This is a genomic window from Pseudomonas sp. BIOMIG1BAC (assembly GCF_001705995.2).
Taxonomy (GTDB): Bacteria; Pseudomonadota; Gammaproteobacteria; order Pseudomonadales; family Pseudomonadaceae; genus Aquipseudomonas; species Aquipseudomonas sessilinigenes.
This window is the reverse complement of sequence record NZ_CP049045.1, coordinates 7,593,264-7,612,121: the sequence shown is the minus strand read 5'-3', so window position 1 is coordinate 7,612,121 and position 18,858 is coordinate 7,593,264. Positions and strand designations below refer to the sequence as shown.

Genomic DNA, 18,858 nt, shown 5'->3' with positions numbered 1-18,858 from the left:
GATCGAGCCCAAAGGCGTGTGTAGCGGCCTCGGTGACATTAATAGGATGCGCGGCGCGACGTTGTCCCGGCTTTGCAGGTATCTGTGGGATTCTCGCTTTGCGCCGGCCTGAGCTATACCCAAACTCATGGGGCACTATAGTTAGAGTCAATCATCTGCGGCTTCCTGAACGAGGGAAGGGCAGATATGATGGGCCACGTTTTTTTGCTTACAACCTGGAGAATTCCATGAGCAGCGATCTCATCAAACACGTCAGCGACGCCAGCTTCGAGGCCGATGTACTCAAGGCTGAAGGCGCTGTACTGGTCGACTACTGGGCTGAGTGGTGCGGCCCATGCAAAATGATCGCTCCGGTTCTGGACGAAATTGCCGAGACCTACAAGGGCAAGCTCACCGTTGCCAAACTGAACATCGACGAAAACCAGGAAACCCCGGCCAAGCATGGCGTGCGTGGTATCCCGACCCTGATGCTGTTCAAGAACGGCAACGTTGAAGCCACCAAGGTCGGTGCGCTGTCGAAGTCGCAACTGGCGGCATTCCTCGACGCCAACATCTGAACCTCGGTTTCAGCGTGATTGAAAAGGCCCCGCAAAATGCGGGGCTTTTTCGTAATTGAGGGCTAGACGCTCCGAAACTCAGGTGTTACATTCGGCCCCGCACTGGTTTCTCCAGTGCCCCCTGCAAGCCGTCGCCGACGCTCTCCTTTTCGAATAAGTACGCGATCCTGTCGCCTTCTCCGCGGCGCGGCCTCATTAAGCCAAAAGCTTAATTTCCCCCTCTATAAATGATTACGTCATTCCTATATGAACCTGACTGAACTCAAGCAAAAGCCGATTACCGAACTGCTCGAATTGGCCGAACAGATGGGCATAGAAAATATGGCCCGTTCGCGCAAGCAGGACGTGATTTTCTCCCTGCTGAAAAAGCACGCGAAAAGCGGTGAGGAAATCTCCGGTGATGGCGTGCTGGAGATCCTCCAGGACGGCTTCGGCTTCCTTCGCTCCTCCGACGCCTCCTACCTGGCCGGCCCGGACGATATCTACGTGTCGCCAAGCCAGATCCGTCGCTTCAACTTGCGCACCGGTGACACCATCGTTGGCAAGATCCGCCCTCCGAAGGAAGGCGAGCGTTACTTCGCGCTGCTCAAAGTCGATACCATCAACTACGACCGTCCCGAGAACGCCAAGAACAAGATCCTGTTCGAGAACTTGACCCCGCTGTTCCCCAACGATCGCCTGAAGATGGAAGCCGGCAACGGTTCCACCGAAGACCTCACCGGTCGCGTCATCGACCTGTGTGCCCCGATCGGCAAGGGCCAGCGTGGCCTGATCGTCGCTCCGCCGAAAGCGGGTAAAACGATCATGCTGCAGAACATCGCGGCCAACATCACCCGCAACAACCCCGAGTGCCACCTGATCGTCCTGCTGATCGACGAGCGCCCGGAAGAAGTGACCGAAATGCAGCGCACCGTGCGTGGCGAAGTGGTCGCTTCCACCTTCGACGAGCCGCCAACCCGCCACGTGCAAGTGGCCGAGATGGTGATCGAGAAGGCCAAGCGCCTGGTCGAGCACAAGAAGGACGTAGTGATCCTGCTGGACTCCATCACCCGTCTGGCTCGCGCCTACAACACCGTGATCCCGAGCTCCGGCAAGGTCCTGACCGGTGGTGTCGATGCCCACGCCCTGGAGAAGCCGAAGCGCTTCTTCGGCGCCGCGCGGAACATCGAGGAAGGCGGCTCGCTGACCATCATCGCCACCGCGCTGGTCGAAACCGGCTCGAAGATGGACGAAGTGATCTACGAAGAGTTCAAGGGTACCGGCAACATGGAGCTGCCCCTGGACCGTCGTATCGCCGAGAAGCGCGTATTCCCGGCCATCAACATCAACAAGTCCGGTACCCGCCGCGAAGAGCTGCTGACTGCCGACGACGAGCTGCAGCGCATGTGGATCCTGCGCAAGCTGCTGCATCCGATGGATGAGGTCGCCGCTATCGAGTTCCTGGTCGACAAGCTGAAGCAGACCAAGACCAACGATGAATTCTTCCTGTCGATGAAGCGCAAGTAACATCCACGGGTCGAGCAAAAGCCGGGGCAACCCGGCTTTTTGCTGTCTGCACTTTGGCCATTGCGACCTGAACGGCGCTACACTCTGCACCCCGACCGATACGGCCAACACGAGGCTCTTGCATGCAGTATCGCGATTTGCGCGACTTCATCCGCGGCCTGGAACAGCGCGGTGAACTCAAGCGCATCCAGGTTCCCATCTCTCCTGTCCTGGAAATGACCGAAGTCTGCGACCGCACCCTGCGCGCCAAGGGCCCGGCATTGCTGTTCGAAAAGCCCACGGGTTTCGATATCCCGGTACTGGGCAACCTGTTCGGCACCCCCGAGCGAGTGGCCATGGGCATGGGCGCCGAGTCCACCGACGAGCTGCGCGAGATCGGCAAGCTGCTGGCTTTCCTCAAGGAACCCGAGCCGCCCAAGGGGCTGAAGGACGCCTGGTCCAAGCTGCCGATCTTCAAGAAGGTCGTGTCGATGGCGCCGAAGGTGGTCAAGGACGCGGTGTGCCAGGAAGTGGTGGTCGAAGGCGACGACGTCGATCTTTCGCAGTTGCCGATCCAGCATTGCTGGCCAGGCGATGTGGCACCGCTGATCACCTGGGGCCTGACCGTGACCCGCGGCCCCAACAAGGATCGCCAGAACCTGGGGATCTATCGCCAGCAGGTCATCGGCCGCAACAAGGTCATCATGCGCTGGCTCAGCCACCGCGGTGGCGCACTGGATTACCGTGAGTGGTGCGAGAAGAACCCCGGCCAGCCGTTTCCGGTCGCCGTGGCCCTGGGCGCTGACCCGGCTACCATCCTCGGCGCCGTGACCCCAGTGCCCGACACCCTCTCCGAATACGCCTTCGCCGGCCTGTTGCGGGGCAATCGCACCGAGCTGGTGAAGTGCCGTGGCAATGACCTGCAGGTCCCGGCCACCGCCGAGATCATCCTCGAAGGCGTGATCCATCCGGGCGAGATGGCCCCGGAAGGCCCCTACGGCGACCACACCGGCTACTACAACGAAGTGGACAGCTTCCCGGTGTTCACCGTGGAGCGCATCACCCATCGCACCAAGCCGATCTACCACAGCACCTACACCGGTCGTCCGCCGGATGAGCCGGCGATCCTCGGCGTGGCGCTCAACGAAGTGTTCGTGCCGATCCTGCAGAAGCAATTCCCGGAGATCACCGACTTCTACCTGCCGCCCGAGGGCTGCTCGTACCGCATGGCGGTGGTGACCATGAAAAAGCAATACCCTGGCCACGCCAAGCGCGTAATGCTGGGCGTGTGGTCGTTCCTGCGACAGTTCATGTACACCAAGTTCGTTATCGTCACCGACGACGATATCAATGCCAGGGACTGGAACGATGTGATCTGGGCCATCACCACGCGCATGGACCCCAAGCGCGACACGGTGATGATCGACAACACCCCGATCGACTACCTCGACTTCGCCTCGCCGGTATCCGGCCTGGGTTCGAAAATGGGGCTCGACGCCACTCACAAGTGGCCCGGAGAAACCACCAGAGAGTGGGGCCGGGTCATCGTCAAGGATGAGGCGGTCACCCGCCGGATCGATGCCATCTGGAATCAGTTAGGAATAGATTGATGCGTGTAACCCTGCAGCCCTCCGGAGCAGTGCTCGAGACACTGCCCGGAGAGCGGATTCTCGATGCGGCGAGGCGCTTGGGCTATGACTGCCCGCAGAGCTGCCGCAACGGTAACTGCCATGTGTGTGCTGCCCTGCTGGTCGAGGGCAGCGTGCAGCAAGCCGGCGATGTACATGATCACGGCGAGTTCTACACTTGCATTGCAGAGCCGCTGGAAGACTGCATCGTGCTGTGGGATGGCGTCCTTGCGCTGGGAGAGTTGCCGGTGCGCAGCTTGTCGTGTCAGCTGATTGAGTGCCTGGAAGTCGGCGGCGATGTCTGGCGGATTCGGTTGCGGGCGCCGGCCGGCAAGCCCCCTCGCTATCACGCAGGCCAGTACCTGATGCTGGAGCGGGAAAATGGCGAGAAATCGGCTTTCTCCCTGGCTTCGGCGCCTCACGACGGGCGCGATCTGGAGCTGCATGTCCTGGCTCGTGAAAACAGTGCGCAAAGCTTGATCGAGCAACTGCAACGCAACCGCATGGCGCGGGTGGAGCTGCCGTTTGGCGACACCCATTTGTCGGAGCTGCCCGATGGGCCGCTGGTACTGATCGCCGCGGGCACCGGCATGGCCCAGATGCACAGCCTGATCGAGCATTGCCGGGCCAAGGGCTTCAAGCATCCGGTGCACCTGTACTGGGGAGTACGCCGCCCTGAAGATTTCTACCAGTTGGAACACTGGGAACAATGGCAGCAGTTGCCCAACCTCTATCTGCACAAAGTGGTCAGCGACCTGTGTGGCTGGGAAGGGCGTTGCGGCATGCTGCACGAGGCGGTTTGCGAGGACATCGCCGACCTCGCGTCGGTGCATGTCTACGCCAGCGGCTCGCCTGCGATGATCTATGCCACCCTGGATGCCCTGGTGAATGCAGGTATGGATGCCCACCAGATGCGTGCCGATGTATTTGCCTACGCCCCGCGTCCCTGAGTGCCACAAGGCGGCAACTGGCTTTATAACTCCTTATATAACTTATCGATATTTATGTAATTGAATGGATATCGGTAAGTTATATATCAGTCGTTAAAGTTAAGTCGTTCTAGTTACTTGTACTTGGCTTGTTTGAAAGTCATGTGTCTTGTCGTTACTGCCAGGCGTTCTACTAAGTAACTTCTTATACGCGGGGAGCCGAACGCTATTCGCCATGACAGCCCTTGAATCCGGTTATCTGAACCTGGCCTATCCTCCACGGCTCGATCTGGGGCCGCAGTTGACGCACGAGCAACTCCTAAGCTCCATGCAGTCCACCATGGCCCGGCACAAGGGTGGGCCGGTCTGGCTGTTCGCCTATGGTTCGTTGATCTGGCGCCCCGAGTGCTCGGCAGTCGAGCGCATCCGGGGGCGGGTGCATGGCTACCATCGTGGCCTTTACCTGTGGTCCCACGAGCACCGGGGCACGCCTGAGTTACCCGGCCTGGTGTTTGGCCTGGACCGTGGCGGCTCCTGCAGCGGATTCGCCTATCGCTTGCCCGAGGAGCGCCTGGAAGATTCCCTGTACGCCCTATGGCAACGGGAAATGCCGTTCCCTTCCTACCGACCCCATTGGCTCAATTGCCGCCTGGCCGATGGCAACCTGGTCCAGGCGCTGGGCTTCGTGTTGGAGCGACACCTGCCCAGCTACGCTGGCAACCTGCCGGATCATGTGCTCAACCAGGTGTTCGAGAGCGCTTGCGGGCGCTATGGCACCACTCGTGATTATGTCGAGCAGACGGTCCAGGCCCTGCGCAGCCACGCCATGCCGGATCGCAACCTGGAGGCGCGGCTCAAGCGCTGCCGGGCTGTAGGGGCCTGACAAGCCGGATCGCTCAGTTGCCATCTCCCGGCAGCAGATGCTCCTGCACCTTCTGGCTGCGGGACTCCATCAGTTGTCCCTTGTCATCGAAGCGCAGGACGATCAGCCAGTCGTAGACCGACCCCGGCCAGGACTGTTGTCCGGTGAGTTTTTCGCCGTCGCCGCCGAATGCCTTGATCAACTTGTAGATCTTGCCGTGGTGCCAGGCGATCAGGACCACCCGGGCCTGGTTGTCCTTGCCCAGGGATTTGGCCAGTTTGTCCACATCCTGGTCGTCGTAGGGTTGTTCGATGGGCAGGTTCAGGCGCTGGGAGAGAGGTGTCAGGGTCAGCCGTGGACGCGCGCTTTCCTTGCTGTCACGGGTGGCGATCAAGCGTTGTGGCAGCAACTGCTCGTCGGCAAGGCGCAGCGGATCGAAGTACTGTGCGTAGGCCTTGGCCCGTTCTTCGCCCCGGGGGCTCAGCCCGCTGCCCTGTTCGGGCTTTTCGGCGTGGCGCACGATCAGCACCGTCGTGTTCCTGAGCCCGGCGCTGTCGTGGGCGCAGGCCTGCAGGGCGCCGGCGAACAGCGGCAATGCCAAAAGTCCCATCACCAGTCTGTGCAATGTGCTCATCATCATTTGGCCTCTCCATGGGAAAGCCGCTGCGGATTCGCAGCGGCAGATCATCCGCATTGATTGAAGCCGATGAATCGTCGCAAGGCCAAGGGGCCGGAAAAGGCGCGCCGGCTTGGTTTCAGCGAACCTGTACTACCACCTTGCCCACAGCCTTGCGCTGGCCGAGATCGTCGATGGCCCGGGCCGCCTCGGCCAGGGGATAGACCTGGGACACCAGGGGCTTGAGCTTGCCTTCGGCGTGCCAGGCGAACAGTTGCTGGAAGTTCGCCGCATTGTCCTGGGGCTGGCGCTGGGCAAAGGAGCCCCAGAACACGCCCACTACCGCAGCGCCCTTGAGCAGGGCGAGGTTCACTGGTAGTTCGGGGATGCGCCCGCTGGCGAACCCCACCACCAGCAGGCGGCCGTTCCAGGCGATGGAGCGGATGGCCTGGTCGAACAGGTCGCCGCCCACCGGATCGTAGATCACATCGACGCCATTGCCGCCGGTCAGGCGCTTGATCTCGTCCTTGAGGCTGGCCTGGCTGTAGTTGATCAATTCGTCGGCACCGGCGGCCTTGGCCACCGCGAGTTTCTCGGCGCTGCTAGCGGCGGCGATCACCCGGGCCCCCATGGCCTTGCCGATCTCCACCGCTGCCAGGCCTACGCCACCCGAAGCGCCGAGCACCAGCAGGGTTTCGCCGGGCTGCAGGTTGCCCCGCTGCTTGAGGGCGTGCATCGAGGTGCCGTAGGTCATGCTGAAGGCCGCTGCGGTGTTGAAGTCCATGGCCTGTGGAATCGGCAGTACGTTGTAGCCCGGTACCGCCACCTGCTCGGCGAAACTGCCCCAGCCGGTCAGGGCCATCACCCGGTCGCCCACCTTGAGATGCCCGACTTTCTCGCCCACCGCGCTGACCACGCCGGCCGCCTCGCCACCTGGGGAGAAGGGAAATGGCGGTTTGAACTGGTACTTGCCCTCGATGATCAGGGTGTCCGGGAAGTTGACCCCAGCAGCATGTACATCCAGCAGGATCTCGTTCTTCTTCGGCTCTGGACTTGCAACCTCTTCCAGCACCAGCGTTTCGGCGGGGCCGAAGGCTTTGCACAGCACGGCTTTCATCAGGGCTATTCCTTTGGGAGTGGTGGCCGATAAGTGTAGGAGTGTGAATCAGGCGGTCAACGAGCATGCCCGGCCCTGATAGCCAGCTATAAGCTTGTGCTTGGGCTCAGGCGGACGGGCCTTTATGCTAGGCCGCAAACCGGATTAAGGAGCGAATTGTGAAAGCGTGGATCATGTTGCTGCTGGCCCTCTCCCTGCCTGTGGCAGCGATGGCCGAAGAGGCTAAAGAAGGCGAAGCACCGAAAGTCAGCTACATCAGCCTGAACCCACCCTTCGTGGGCAACTATGGCCTGGATGGCGGTCCCAAGCTCAAGGTCTACAAGGCCGACGTAGCCCTGCGGGTGACCGGCGACCCTGCGGCCCAGGCCGTCAAGGCCAATGAGCCATTGATTCGCAACCAACTGGTGGCGCTGTTCGCCCAGCAGACCACCGAGACCATGAACAACGTCGAGGCCAAGGAAAAACTGCGTCAGGAAGCCCTCAAGCAGGTGCAGCAGGTGATGAGCGACGAGACCGGCAAGCCGGTGGTCGAGGACCTGCTGTTCAACAACCTGATCATCCAGTAACACCCACCTCCCTTCGGCCAGCCACGGCGCCCTTGCGGGCCCGTGTGCCGGTCGGGTTCAGGACGCCAGGCTCTTGCGAAAGCGTGCCAGGGCGATGGCGAAGAACGCCAGGCCGATCCCGGCCAGGGCCAGCAGGTCGGGCCAGACCACGCTGACGCCCGCATCGCGAAACAGGATCGCCGCGCTCAGGCTGACGAAATGCGTCGAGGGTGAACCCTGCATCACCCATTGCAGCCATTGCGGCATGCTGTCCAGCGGTGTGCTGCCACCAGACAGCAACAGCATCGGAATGATCACCGGGATCGCCAGCAAGCCGAACTGCGGGGTCGAGCGGGCCAGGGTAGCGAGGAAGATGCCCAAGGCCGTGCTGGCGAACAGATAGAGTGCGGTCACCATCAGGAACAGCCCCAGGGAGCCCGCCAGCGGCACGCCCAGCAAGCCTTTGACAACCACTTCCAGCGATATCCAGGTGCACAGCACCACCACCAGCATGTTGCTCCAGACCTTCGCCAGCATGATTTCCAGCGCCGTGAGCGGCAGCACCAGCAAGTGGTCGAGGGTACCGTGCTCGCGTTCGCGCAGCAGGGCGGTGCCGGTGAGCACGATGGCCAGGATGGTGATGTTGTTGACGATCTGGATCACTGCCAGGAACCAGCCGCCCTCCAGGTTGGTATTGAATAGGGCGCGAGTGGTCAGCCGGGCCGGAGCCTTGCTTGCGACATCGCCCTGGTCGGCGTAGTTGAGCAATTCACGCTGGAAGATCCGGCCGATGTAGCCGGCCCCCATGAATGCCTGGCTCATGGCCGTGGCATCGACATTGACTTGCACCGCTGGCTGGCGGCCGGCCAGCAGGTCGCTCTGGAAGCTGGCTGGAACGTTGATCACGAAGGTGTACTGGCCCTGGTCCATCACGGTGTCCAGGCGGTCATAAGGCAGGGCGACCGGGGGCTGGAACTCCGGCGGTTGCAGTGACTGTGCCAGCAGGCGCGACAGCGCGCTATGGTCTTCGTCCACTACGGCCACGCTGGCGTTGTGTACACCGATGACCGAGCCGGCGGCGGGCAGGTAGATGGCCACGGTGAAGGCGTACATCAGGAACAACAGCAAGACGCTGTCGTGGCGCAGGCTGGTCAGTTCCTTGAGGCCCAGGCGCAGGATATGGGCAAGCCGGTTCATCAGACCTCCTGCTTTTTCAACATGACCAGGCTCAGCCCGGTGAAACCGAGGAAGAACCCCACCAGGGCCAGGCACTGGGGCCAGAGTTCGCGCACGTCCAGGGCCTTGGTGAAAGTGCCGACGGCAATGTCCAGGAAGTGCCCGGCCGGGAACAGCTGCCCCATGATCGCCGCCGAACCGTCCAGGGACGAGCGTGGCACGATCAGCCCCGAAAACTGGATGGTCGGCAGGCTGGTGATGATCATGGTGCCGAGGATTGCGGCGATCTGGGTACGGGTGAAGGCCGAGATCAACAGGCCCATGCTGGTGGTCGCCAGTACATAGAGCACGCCGCCCAGGGCCAGGGTCAGGCCGCTGCCCTTGAAGGGCACACCGAACAACCAGCGGTTCATGGCCACCAGCAGTCCCAGGTTGATCAGGCTGACGGCCAGGTAGGGCGCCTGCTTGCCCAGGAGGAACTCCAGGCGGGTCAGGGGCGTGGCATAGAAGTTGGTGATCGAGCCCAGCTCTTTCTCGCGAACGATGCCCAGGGCCGTGAGCATGGCCGGGATAAAGGCCAGGATCAGGGCCATGACGCCCGGACCGATGGCGTTCACGCTGACCACATCCTGGTTGTAGCGAAAGCGGGTCTCCAGCTTGGCTGCAGGCCTCGGGCCGCGGGGCAGGCTGCTTTGCTCCGCCAACCGCTCCAGGTTGGCCTGGTGCACCGCCTCCACATAGTTGCGGCTGGTTTCCGCGCGAAACGGCATGCCGCCATCCAGCCAGGCGGCGACGGCGGGTTGGCGCCCGGCATACAGGTCGCGGCCAAAGCCCGGGGGGATCTCCAGGGCCAGCTTGATTTCCGAGCGTTGCAGCCGTCGATGCAGCTCGCTGGAGTTGCGGATGCCGGGTTTTTCCTCGAAATAGCGTGAGCTGCGGAAGGCCTCCAGGTAGGCGCGGCTTTGTGGGGTCTGGTCCTGGTCGTAGACGGCGAAGGCCAGCTTCTCCACATCCAGGGAGATACCGTAGCCGAAGATCACCATCATGAAGAGCGCCCCGAGCAAGGCGAAGCCCAGGCGTACCCGGTCGCGCAGCAGTTCCTTGCCTTCACGGGTGGCCACTGCCAGCAGGCGAGCCAGGCTCAGGCCCGAGCGTACGGGAGCGATGGCAGTGGGCGCGGCGGGAGGCTCTGGCTGTGCTGGCGCCGGTGTATCCGCCGTGCCCTGGGCCTCTTCCAGGCAACGCACGAAGGCGGCCTCCAGGGTGTCGCCGGCAAACTGCTGCTGCAGTGCCGCCGGGGTGTCGCAGGCCAGTACTTTGCCTGCGTGCATCAGGGAAATACGGTCGCAGCGCTGGGCTTCGTTCATGAAGTGCGTGGACAGGAAGATGGTCACGCCCTGTTCCCTGGACAGCTCGATCAACAGCCGCCAGAAGTCGTCGCGAGCTGCCGGGTCGACCCCTGAGGTGGGCTCGTCGAGGATCAGCACCTCCGGGCGGTGCAGCACCGCCACCGCCAATGACAGGCGCTGGCGCAAGCCGAGTGGCAGGGCGCCTGACTGCTGTTCGGCGATTTCCCCCAGGTCGAAACGCTGGATCAGCTCCTCGATACGCGGGGCGCTCTGGTCTTTAGGCAGGTCGAACAGCCGGGCGTGCAGTTCCAGGTTCTGGCGCACGCTGAGCTCGCCGTACAACGAGAAGCTCTGGGACATGAAACCGACCCGCTTGCGGGTGGCCAGGTCCTTGGCATTCACCGGGTTGCCCAGCAGCTTGGCGCTGCCTTCGGTCGCCGGCATCAGGCCGGTGAGGACCTTCATGGTGGTGGTCTTGCCGCAGCCATTGGAGCCCAGGAAACCGAAGATTTCCCCGCGACCGATGGCGAAGCTGACCTTGTTCACGGCGGTGAAGTCGCCGAAGCGCAGGGTCAGTTCATGGGCCTCGATGGCGATGTCCTGGTTGTCGCTGGAGCGGGGCGGAATCACCAGCGGCTGGCTGTCGTGGCGGGCGTCGCCCTGGAAATGGGTAAAGGCGTCGTCGAGCTTGCCGCTGGCGGTCACTCCGGCCAGTTCCCGGCTCAGGCCTTGGGCAATCAACCGGCCCCGGTCGAGCATCAGGCAATGCTCGAACTGCTCGGCTTCCTCCATGTAGGCGGTGGCGACCAGGAGCGTCAGTTGTGGGCGTTGCCGGCGCACGTCCTCCACCAGTTCCCAGAAACGCCGGCGCGAAAGCGGATCGACCCCTGTGGTGGGCTCGTCGAGGATCAGCAGGTCCGGTTCATGGATCAGCGCACAGCACAGCCCAAGCTTCTGTTTCATCCCGCCCGACAACTTGCCGGCCGGGCGTTCGGCGAAACGCAGCAGATCGGTGGCCTGCAGCAGGCTGTGCATGCGCTGTTCGCATTCCTTGGCCGGCAGGCCGAACAGGGTGGCGAAGAAGCGGATGTTCTCGCTGATGGACAGCTCCGGGTACAGGTTGCCGCCCAGGCCCTGAGGCATGAAGGCAATGCGCGGATACAGGCTGCTGCGATGGCGGCGCTGGGTAATATCGCCACCGAGTACCTGGAGATCGCCCTGCTGGAGTTTCTTGACCCCGGCGATCAGCCCCAGCAGGCTGGATTTGCCGGCGCCGTCAGGCCCGATCAGGCCGCAGCGGGTACCTGCCGGGAGGCTGAAGGCGATGTCCACCAGCGCCTGCTGGGAACCGTAGCGATGGCCGATGCCCGTCGCGTGCAGCGCCAGGGCGCTCATTTCAGGTTGGCCGGCCAGTCCACGGGAGCCGTGCGCACATAGCCGGCGCCAGGCATGCCTGGCTTGGCTTGTGGTACCGCAGCAGGTTGGGTGAGGTGCACCTTGACCCGGAACACCAGCTTCTGGCGCTCATCCCGGGTTTCCACTTCTTTGGGAGTGAACTGCGACTTGGCCGCGACAAAGCTGATCTTCGCCGGCAATGGCTGGTTGGGCAGGGCGTCGAGCATGATCCGCGCTTCGTCGCCAACGGTCAGGCGACCGGTGACCGAAGCCGGCAGGTAGAGATTCATGTACTGGTCGTTGGGGTCGATCAGCAACAGTACCCGGCCACCGGCGCCCAGCACTTCGCCAGGTTCGGCCAGGCGCAGCTGGATGATGCCGTCGATGGGGGCCCGCAGGCTGCTGTCGTCGATTTCACTGGTGAGTTGGGCCACCTGGGCCTGGGCCGCGCCAATTGCCGCCTTGACCGCTGCGACCTGGGCCTGGGCCGCCAGCACGGCGGCGTTGCCGGTGCTCAGGCGGGCTTGCTGCTGGTCGATGATCTGCTGGCTGGCGAAGCCACGGCGGAACAATTCCTGTGAGCGCTTGAGCTCCTGGTTGGCCAGCAGCAGTTCGCTCTGGCGCAGTTGCACGTTAGCTTCGGCGGCACTGAGGTTTTCCCGGGCCCGGGCCACTTCGGCCTCGGCCTGGGCGCGCTGGGCCTCCAGGGTGCGAGTATCCATGCGCGCCAGCAACTGCCCCTGGAGCACCTTGTCACCTTCATGGACCCGGACCTCGGCCAGGCGCCCCGGAATCTTGCTGGCGATCTGTACTTCAGTGGCCTCGAGCCGGCCGTTACCCATGCTCAGGCCTTCGGGCAGGCGGTCCTGGAGGGATTTCCAGTAGCCGAAACCACCGGCGGCGAGCAACAGAATCAAGAGGGAAACAGCGAAGAGGCGGGAAGAACGATGGTTCGTCGACATGGGTTCTGCGTCCTGCGGCTATAGCGTCCTAGTCTGACGAACCCTGGGCCTGGGCGGCTTGATGCTCGTCAAATGTAAAGGGCGCTAGCCTAACCCCATTGTTCGCGGGCTGCATGGGGTGCCAGGCAAAAAACCGCCGATGCTGCCATGGCTTGCATGGCCGTGGCAGTGTCGCGGGTCAGCGCAGGGTGAGTACCGCGGCCCATTGCTCGGCAGTCACGGGCATGACCGACAGGCGGCTGCCTTTTTGCACCAGGGGCATGTCGGCGAGGGCCGCCTGTTGCTTGAGATAGTCCAGGCGCAGGACCCTGCCGAAGGTCTGTACATGGGCCACGTCGATAGCGCTCCAGGCATTCTTCTCGGCGCTGGACTTGGGATCGAAATAGACGCTTTCCGGCTCCAGGGCCGTCGGGTCCGGGTAGGCGCCCTTGACGATCCGACCGATCCCGGCAATGCCCGGTTCGGGACAACTTGAGTGATAGAAAAAGAACTCGTCGCCCTCGGCCATGGCGCGCAGGAAGTTGCGTGCCTGGTAGTTGCGCACGCCGTCCCAGCGGGCCTGGCCAAGGGCTTGCAAACCCTCGATGGAGAGCTCGTCCGGCTCGGATTTCATCAGCCAATAGGCCATGTTCTTGCCCTCCGACAAGGTGAGTGAACGGGTGATCTGGCAATTTTATGACAAACCGACGGTCGGTTGACGCCAGCATTTGCGTGTCGGTTCACGTTATCGCAAAATGCCGGGATTTTAAGCTTGACGCTGCTGTTCGGCCTGTCATGGACGCCGTTACCACCAGTGTGTGATTTGCCTGAGGGGGGGCAATCGATGAAACGCCAACCGGATTTGCTATGGATTTTGGTTATTTTGTTCGGTTTGGGCGTTGTGACCACCGGTTATGCGCAGAGCTTATGGGCCAGCAAGACCGATGCTCCCGTCGAGATCGCACAGCAGCAATCGCAACCTCTCAAGCGTTGAATCGCTACTGATCGGGTTCGGTGCCTACCTGGCCCCGTACCATCCCCGATCGGTCACCGTGCCGTGTAGCGGTACATCCCAACTGGCCTGATCCAGTTTCCCGACCTTTTGGCACTCGTGGGCCAGCCCCAGCAGCTTCGGCTTGCGCCAACTCTGGCGGCGCGCGAGATAGGCCAGGCTGCGGTCATAGAAGCCCCCGCCCATTCCCAGGCGCCCACCTTCTTCATCGAACCCCACCAGGGGCAGCAGTACCAGGTCCAGGGCCCAGACCTTGCGTTGCCGGGCGACATTGATTTTGGGTTCGAGGATACGAAAGCGATTGGGGCGCAGCTGCTCTCCTGGCCGAATGCGCTGGAAGACCATCTTGGTCCGTGGCCAGGCGCTGAGTACCGGCAGGTAGGTGGCCTTGCCCCGGCGCTGGGCGGCACGCAACAGTAGACGTGGATCGATCTCTCCGTCGGTGGGCAGGTACAGCGAGAGGTGCCGCGCGCGACGAAACACCGGGTCTTGCGCCAACTGTCGATACAAACCACGGGCGGCCTGGCGCTGCTGGGCAGGGGTCAGGGCACGGCGGGTTTTACGCAGCATGCGGCGAAGTTGCGGGCGGGAGAGCGGCGCAGGTTCGGTCATGGAGGCAGCTATTGGCAGTCGGGATGGCAGGACAGCCTACCCGGAAAAACCAATGCCAGCTTGGCTAACTGGCATTGATTGGCAATTCAGGCTCCCCAGGCGAACCGCTGTCGACTTAGCCCTTGAACCCGAGAGTTCAAGGCGGGAGATGCAGCAGGCTTTAAGGCTTTCCGTCTAGCGGACATGCACACCAGCCCAACGTGCAACTTCCAGGGTAGTGCAAATCGGCTCAGGGACATCGCCAACTGGCAAGCACCCCAGGGAGTGGCGGGAGTATACCGCAACCGCTGTCAGGAATCAGCTTTGCTTGTGTCCGAATCGGTGGCCAGGACCAGGTCGACACGCTCCAGCAGGTCGCGCACTTGCTCGCGGGTCGTCCCGCTGCTCTGGACGTCCGGGCGTTCCTGGCGGTGCAGCAGGTCGTGGGTAATGTTCAGGGCGGCCATCACGGCGATGCGGTCGGCCCCGATGACCTTGCCGCTGCTGCGGATCTCGCGCATCTTGCCGTCCAGGTAACGGGCGGCGCTCACCAGATTGCTACGTTCTTCCTGGGGGCAGATGATCGAATATTCTTTGTCGAGGATCTGCACGGTAACGCTATTGCTTGAACTCATGAGTCTTGCTCCAGGGCCTTGAGGCGCGAAATCATCGATTCGACCTTACGCCGGGCGATTTCGTTTTTTTCAATGAGGTGCGCGCGTTCCTCGCGCCAGGTTTTTTCCTGAGCTAATAAGAGTGCGTTTTGACTCTTTAGTTGCTCGACCCGGGTAATAAGCAGTTCGAGTCTGGCCATCAGTGCGTGCAGGTCGGTGTCTTCCATTGTGTCCCACTGAATTTGGTCTGATGAGTGGCAACTGGCTTGGCTGCCCCCGGACAACCTGGACGCTCCTGGCCGTCTGGTGCTGCCGGTCGGTGGACTGTCCCTTGCCCGAGGCCCTGTGGACCGTTGTAGCGGGGCGCAAAGCACAACGCGACGCTGGCAATGAACGGTGACACGCCCTACGATACAAGGCCTTCATTCTAGACATTGCGCCGCTTGGCGCCTAGCTGCCCATGCCCATTCAGAACTCCCCTTATAGTGCTTTCGCCACCCTGCTCAGCAGCAATGGCCATCCTGTTTCCCCTGCCGAACTGCACGGCCTGTTGCTAGGTCGTAGCTGTGCCGGCGCCGGGTTCGACGCCGACGGCTGGCTGGTGGATGCCACCGAGCTGCTCGAAGGCGAGCCTCAGGATAACGTACGTAATGCCTTGATCGGCCTGCAGGAAATGGTCAAAGGCGAGCTGACCAGCGACGACATGACCGTGGTCCTGCTGCTGCCCAGCGATGACGCGCCGCTGGCCGAACGCGCCGCTGCCCTGGGCCAATGGTGCCAGGGATTCCTCGCCGGTTTTGGCCTCAACTCCCGCGATAGCAGCGCCCTGAGCGCCGAAGCTACGGAAGTGTTGCAGGACCTTGCAGCCATCGCTCAGGTCCAGGACGCCCTGGAAGAATCCGACGACGGTGAAAACGACTACATGGAAGTGATGGAGTACCTGCGGGTCGCGCCGCTGTTGCTGTTCACCGAAACCAACAAGGCCGCCGTACCGGCCGCCAAGCCGTCTCTGCATTGATCTGACGGGAGCCGGCCTGCCCATGATTCATATCCCGAAAGCGGAATACAGTCGGCGCCGCAAGGCGCTCATGGCGCAGATGGAGCCCAATAGCATCGCGATCCTGCCGGCGGCGGCCGTGGCCATTCGCAACCGCGACGTGGAACACGTCTACCGCCAGGACAGCGACTTCCAGTACCTCAGCGGCTTCCCCGAGCCCCAGGCGGTGATCGTGCTGATGCCCGGTCGCGAGCATGGCGAATACGTGCTGTTCTGCCGTGAGCGCAACGCCGAGCGCGAGCTCTGGGATGGCCTGCGGGCCGGCCAGGAAGGCGCGATCCGCGACTATGGGGCGGACGATGCCTTTCCCATCACCGATATCGACGACATCCTTCCTGGTTTGATCGAGGGGCGCGACCGGGTCTATTCGGCCATGGGCAGCAACCCCGAGTTCGATCGCCACCTGATGGACTGGATCAACGTAATCCGTTCCAAGGCCCATCTCGGCGCCCAGCCACCGAACGAATTCGTTGCCCTGGATCATCTGCTGCACGACATGCGCCTGTATAAATCGGCGGCGGAAGTGAAGGTGATGCGCGAGGCCGCGCGGATTTCCGCCCAGGCGCATATCCGGGCGATGCAGGCCGGTCGGCCAGGGTTGCATGAGTACAGCCTGGAAGCCGAATTGGACTATGAGTTCCGCAAGGGCGGGGCGAAGATGCCGGCCTACGGTTCCATCGTCGCGGCGGGTCGTAACAGCTGCATCCTGCACTACCAGCAAAATGATGCGTTGCTCAAGGACGGTGACCTGGTGCTGATCGATGCCGGTTGTGAAATCGACTGCTATGCCAGCGATATCACCCGTACCTGGCCGGTCAATGGCCGGTTTTCCCCGGAGCAGAAGGCGATCTACGAACTGGTGCTGGCATCTCAGGAAGCCGCCTTCGCCGAGATCGCCCCGGAAAAACACTGGAACCAGGCCCATGAAGCGACGGTTCGGGTCATCACCAACGGTCTGGTGAAGCTGGGCCTGCTGGAAGGCAATGTTGACGAGCTGATCGCCAGCGAGGCCTACAAGGCGTTTTACATGCACCGTGCCGGGCACTGGCTGGGCATGGATGTACACGATGTCGGCGAGTACAAGGTCGGCGGCGAGTGGCGGGTACTGGAGGTCGGCATGGCGCTGACCGTGGAGCCGGGCATCTACATCTCCCCGGACAACCAGCAAGTAGCGAAGAAGTGGCGCGGCATTGGCGTGCGCATCGAGGACGACGTGGTAGTGACCAAGCAGGGCTGTGAAATTCTGACAGGAGGCGTGCCCAAGAGCGTCGCCGAGATCGAGGCGCTGATGGCCGCTGCCCAGGTCCGGGCATCATGAGCCGGGTCAACCTGGCCATCATCGGTGGCGGCCTGGTCGGTGCCAGCCTGGCTTTGGCCCTGCAGGCCGGGGCCAAGGCTCGTGGCTGGAAGATCGTGCTGATCGAGCCATTCGCTCCTGGCGACAGTTTCCAGCCCAGCTATGACGCACGCTCCTCGGCGTTGTCCTTCGGCGCCCGGCAGATCTACCAGCGCCTGGACCTGTGGCAGGCGATTTCCCGGCGCGCCGAGCCGATCAAGCAGATTCATGTGTCCGACCGTGGCCGTTTCTCCACTGCGCGCTTGTCGGCGATGGAAGAAGGCGTTCCGGCCCTGGGCTATGTAGTGGAAAACGCCTGGCTCGGCCAATGCCTGTGGCAGGGGCTGGACAAGGATGTGATCAGTTGGCGCTGTCCGGCCGAGGTGACTCGCCTGGAGCCGCTGGAAGGTGGCTACCGCCTGACCCTGAATGACGAAACCACCCTTGAGTGCGATCTTGCGGTGCTCGCCGATGGCGGTCGTTCCGGTTTGCGCGAGCAACTGGGTATCGGGGTCAGGAACCGACCCTATGACCAGAGCGCATTGATCGCCAACATCACGCCCAGCGAAGCCCATGGGGGCATGGCCTTCGAGCGCTTCACCGATGATGGCCCGATGGCCTTGCTGCCGCTGCCGGAAAACCGCTGTGCGCTGGTCTGGACCCGCCAGGGGATGGACGCCCAGCGCCTGGCCGCGCTGGACGAACGCAGCTTCCTCAGTGAGTTGCAGGGAGTATTCGGCTATCGCCTGGGCACCCTCAGGCAAGTGGGCGCCCGGCACCTGTACCCGTTGTCCCTGGTGGAGGCCGAGGAACAGGTGCGCCCGCACCTGGTGGTACTGGGCAATGCCGCCCATAGCCTGCACCCGATCGCCGGCCAGGGTTTCAACCTGTCGTTGCGTGACGCCCAGGCCCTGGCCGATGCCCTGCTCGGCAGCGAGCGTGCGCCGGGCGACTTTACGGTCCTGCAGGCCTATCGTGAGCGCCAGCGCCTGGACCAGAACCTGACCGTGGGATTCTCGGACCAGGTGACGCGACTGTTCGGCAGCAAGCTGCCACTGCTCTCGGTGGGGCGTAACCTGGGCTTGCTCGGCCTGGACCTGCTGCCGCCGGCCAAGCGCTGGTTCGCCCGCCAGGCCATGGGCCTGGGCGTTCGTCCGGATGCGTGAGTGGCTGGCCCGACGCGTCGGCAAGGCGCGCCTGTTGCGTTGGGTGTTGAACCTGTACCCACCCTATTTCGGGGCAGGAGTGCGGATTGGCCACATCGCCGCGGACTTTCGCGAGGTCCAGGTGTCCATGGGCCTGGGCTGGTACAACCGCAACTATGTCGGCACCCAGTTCGGCGGCAGCCTGTATTCGATGGTGGACCCGTTCTTCATGCTGATGCTGATGGAGAACCTGGGGCGCGACTACATCGTCTGGGACAAGGCCGCAGCCATTGATTTCATCGCGCCGGGCAAGGGCCCGGTGTTCGCCCGGTTCAACATCGACCAGGCCCTGATCGACCAGATCCGCCAGCACACCGCTGCCGGAGAAAAGTACCTGCCGCAGTTGCAGGTAGAGATTCACGATGGCTCCGGCACCCTGGTGGCGCGGGTCGACAAAACCCTTTATGTGCGGCTCAAGCCGCAAGCGAGATAGGCCTAAGGCA

General features: G+C 62.7%; 20 protein-coding genes and 1 other RNA gene. 11 read left to right on the top strand and 10 right to left on the bottom strand.

Annotated features, from left to right (window positions below):
- Positions 1 to 227: 227 nt before the first annotated feature.
- From trxA to ATY02_RS35475, 5 genes are all read left to right on the top strand, one after another.
- Positions 228 to 557 carry a thioredoxin TrxA gene (gene trxA, locus ATY02_RS35495; RefSeq protein WP_003206727.1) on the top strand — a complete coding sequence of 110 codons (330 nt, stop codon included), beginning with the start codon at positions 228 to 230 and terminating at the stop codon, positions 555 to 557.
- A 246-nt stretch (positions 558 to 803) separates the two neighbouring features.
- Entirely contained in the window at positions 804 to 2,063 is a 1,260-nt protein-coding gene (rho, locus tag ATY02_RS35490; RefSeq protein ID WP_022641764.1) for a transcription termination factor Rho, read from the top strand.
- Positions 2,064 to 2,185: 122 nt separating this feature from the next.
- Positions 2,186 to 3,652, top strand: coding sequence for a 4-hydroxy-3-polyprenylbenzoate decarboxylase (gene ubiD / locus ATY02_RS35485; RefSeq protein ID WP_068575993.1), 1,467 nt, complete (start codon positions 2,186 to 2,188; stop codon positions 3,650 to 3,652).
- Positions 3,652 to 4,620, top strand: a complete 969-nt coding sequence (locus tag ATY02_RS35480) for a CDP-6-deoxy-delta-3,4-glucoseen reductase (protein ID WP_068575995.1) — start codon at positions 3,652 to 3,654, stop codon at positions 4,618 to 4,620. Before ubiD ends, ATY02_RS35480 begins: the two co-directional genes overlap by 1 nt.
- A gap of 214 nt (positions 4,621 to 4,834) precedes the next feature.
- A complete protein-coding gene (locus tag ATY02_RS35475; RefSeq protein ID WP_068575997.1) occupies positions 4,835 to 5,482 on the top strand; it encodes a gamma-glutamylcyclotransferase in 648 nt (215 codons plus the stop codon).
- 13 nt (positions 5,483 to 5,495) lie between these two features.
- On the opposite strand, the gene ATY02_RS35470 is transcribed toward ATY02_RS35475, so the two are convergent.
- Positions 5,496 to 6,098 carry a flagellar basal body-associated protein FliL gene (locus ATY02_RS35470; RefSeq protein ID WP_068576064.1) on the bottom strand — a complete coding sequence of 201 codons (603 nt, stop codon included), beginning with the start codon at positions 6,096 to 6,098 and terminating at the stop codon, positions 5,496 to 5,498.
- Positions 6,099 to 6,216: 118 nt separating this feature from the next.
- Entirely contained in the window at positions 6,217 to 7,194 is a 978-nt protein-coding gene (locus ATY02_RS35465) for an NADPH:quinone oxidoreductase family protein (RefSeq protein ID WP_068575999.1), read from the bottom strand.
- A gap of 158 nt (positions 7,195 to 7,352) precedes the next feature.
- Here ATY02_RS35465 and ATY02_RS35460 point away from each other — a divergent pair, with 158 nt between their 5' ends.
- A complete protein-coding gene (locus tag ATY02_RS35460; RefSeq protein WP_068576001.1) occupies positions 7,353 to 7,760 on the top strand; it encodes a flagellar basal body-associated protein FliL in 408 nt (135 codons plus the stop codon).
- A gap of 57 nt (positions 7,761 to 7,817) precedes the next feature.
- Here the strand turns inward: ATY02_RS35460 and ATY02_RS35455 are convergent, their stop codons facing one another.
- The 4 genes from ATY02_RS35455 to ATY02_RS35440 form a co-directional block, all read right to left on the bottom strand.
- Positions 7,818 to 8,936 (bottom strand): ABC transporter permease, encoded by a 1,119-nt coding sequence (locus tag ATY02_RS35455; RefSeq protein WP_068576003.1) that lies wholly within the window; start codon positions 8,934 to 8,936, stop codon positions 7,818 to 7,820.
- On the bottom strand, positions 8,936 to 11,659 hold the full coding sequence (gene rbbA / locus ATY02_RS35450; protein ID WP_068576005.1) for a ribosome-associated ATPase/putative transporter RbbA: 2,724 nt from the start codon (positions 11,657 to 11,659) through the stop codon (positions 8,936 to 8,938). The genes ATY02_RS35455 and rbbA overlap by 1 nt, the downstream gene beginning before the upstream one ends.
- Positions 11,656 to 12,621: an HlyD family secretion protein gene (locus tag ATY02_RS35445; protein ID WP_068576008.1), complete on the bottom strand. Its 966-nt coding sequence runs from the start codon at positions 12,619 to 12,621 to the stop codon at positions 11,656 to 11,658. Before ATY02_RS35445 ends, rbbA begins: the two co-directional genes overlap by 4 nt.
- A 178-nt stretch (positions 12,622 to 12,799) precedes the next feature.
- Positions 12,800 to 13,249: an EVE domain-containing protein gene (locus ATY02_RS35440; protein WP_068576010.1), complete on the bottom strand. Its 450-nt coding sequence runs from the start codon at positions 13,247 to 13,249 to the stop codon at positions 12,800 to 12,802.
- A gap of 123 nt (positions 13,250 to 13,372) precedes the next feature.
- On the opposite strand from ATY02_RS35440, the gene ATY02_RS35435 reads away from it, so the two are divergent.
- Positions 13,373 to 13,594 (top strand): hypothetical protein, encoded by a 222-nt coding sequence (locus ATY02_RS35435; protein WP_124347124.1) that lies wholly within the window; start codon positions 13,373 to 13,375, stop codon positions 13,592 to 13,594.
- Between the two features lie 24 nt (positions 13,595 to 13,618).
- On the opposite strand, the gene ATY02_RS35430 is transcribed toward ATY02_RS35435, so the two are convergent.
- The 4 genes from ATY02_RS35430 to ATY02_RS35415 all read right to left on the bottom strand — a co-directional run bounded on the left by ATY02_RS35430 (position 13,619) and on the right by ATY02_RS35415 (position 15,044).
- On the bottom strand, positions 13,619 to 14,224 hold the full coding sequence (locus tag ATY02_RS35430) for a 5-formyltetrahydrofolate cyclo-ligase (protein WP_068576012.1): 606 nt from the start codon (positions 14,222 to 14,224) through the stop codon (positions 13,619 to 13,621).
- 88 nt (positions 14,225 to 14,312) lie between these two features.
- Positions 14,313 to 14,491: non-coding RNA, 6S RNA (gene ssrS / locus ATY02_RS35425), on the bottom strand.
- Between the two features lie 23 nt (positions 14,492 to 14,514).
- Complete coding sequence (locus tag ATY02_RS35420; protein ID WP_068576014.1) at positions 14,515 to 14,838, bottom strand: cell division protein ZapA; 324 nt, start codon at positions 14,836 to 14,838, stop codon at positions 14,515 to 14,517.
- Entirely contained in the window at positions 14,835 to 15,044 is a 210-nt protein-coding gene (locus tag ATY02_RS35415; RefSeq protein ID WP_011064144.1) for a TIGR02449 family protein, read from the bottom strand. The genes ATY02_RS35420 and ATY02_RS35415 overlap by 4 nt, the downstream gene beginning before the upstream one ends.
- Before the next feature lie 233 nt (positions 15,045 to 15,277).
- On the opposite strand from ATY02_RS35415, the gene ATY02_RS35410 reads away from it, so the two are divergent.
- From ATY02_RS35410 to ATY02_RS35395, 4 genes are read left to right on the top strand one after another with little or no spacing between them, the layout of a single operon-like run.
- The gene (locus ATY02_RS35410) at positions 15,278 to 15,835 is read left to right on the top strand and encodes a YecA family protein (RefSeq protein WP_068576016.1); all 558 of its coding nucleotides are present in this window, start codon (positions 15,278 to 15,280) and stop codon (positions 15,833 to 15,835) included.
- Positions 15,836 to 15,857: 22 nt separating this feature from the next.
- Positions 15,858 to 17,192 carry a Xaa-Pro aminopeptidase gene (pepP, locus tag ATY02_RS35405; protein WP_068576018.1) on the top strand — a complete coding sequence of 445 codons (1,335 nt, stop codon included), beginning with the start codon at positions 15,858 to 15,860 and terminating at the stop codon, positions 17,190 to 17,192.
- Positions 17,189 to 18,376 (top strand): 2-octaprenyl-6-methoxyphenyl hydroxylase, encoded by a 1,188-nt coding sequence (ubiH, locus tag ATY02_RS35400; RefSeq protein WP_068576020.1) that lies wholly within the window; start codon positions 17,189 to 17,191, stop codon positions 18,374 to 18,376. Before pepP ends, ubiH begins: the two co-directional genes overlap by 4 nt.
- The gene (locus ATY02_RS35395) at positions 18,369 to 18,848 is read left to right on the top strand and encodes a DUF4442 domain-containing protein (RefSeq protein ID WP_068576023.1); all 480 of its coding nucleotides are present in this window, start codon (positions 18,369 to 18,371) and stop codon (positions 18,846 to 18,848) included. The genes ubiH and ATY02_RS35395 overlap by 8 nt, the downstream gene beginning before the upstream one ends.
- The last annotated feature ends 10 nt before the right edge of the window (positions 18,849 to 18,858 follow it).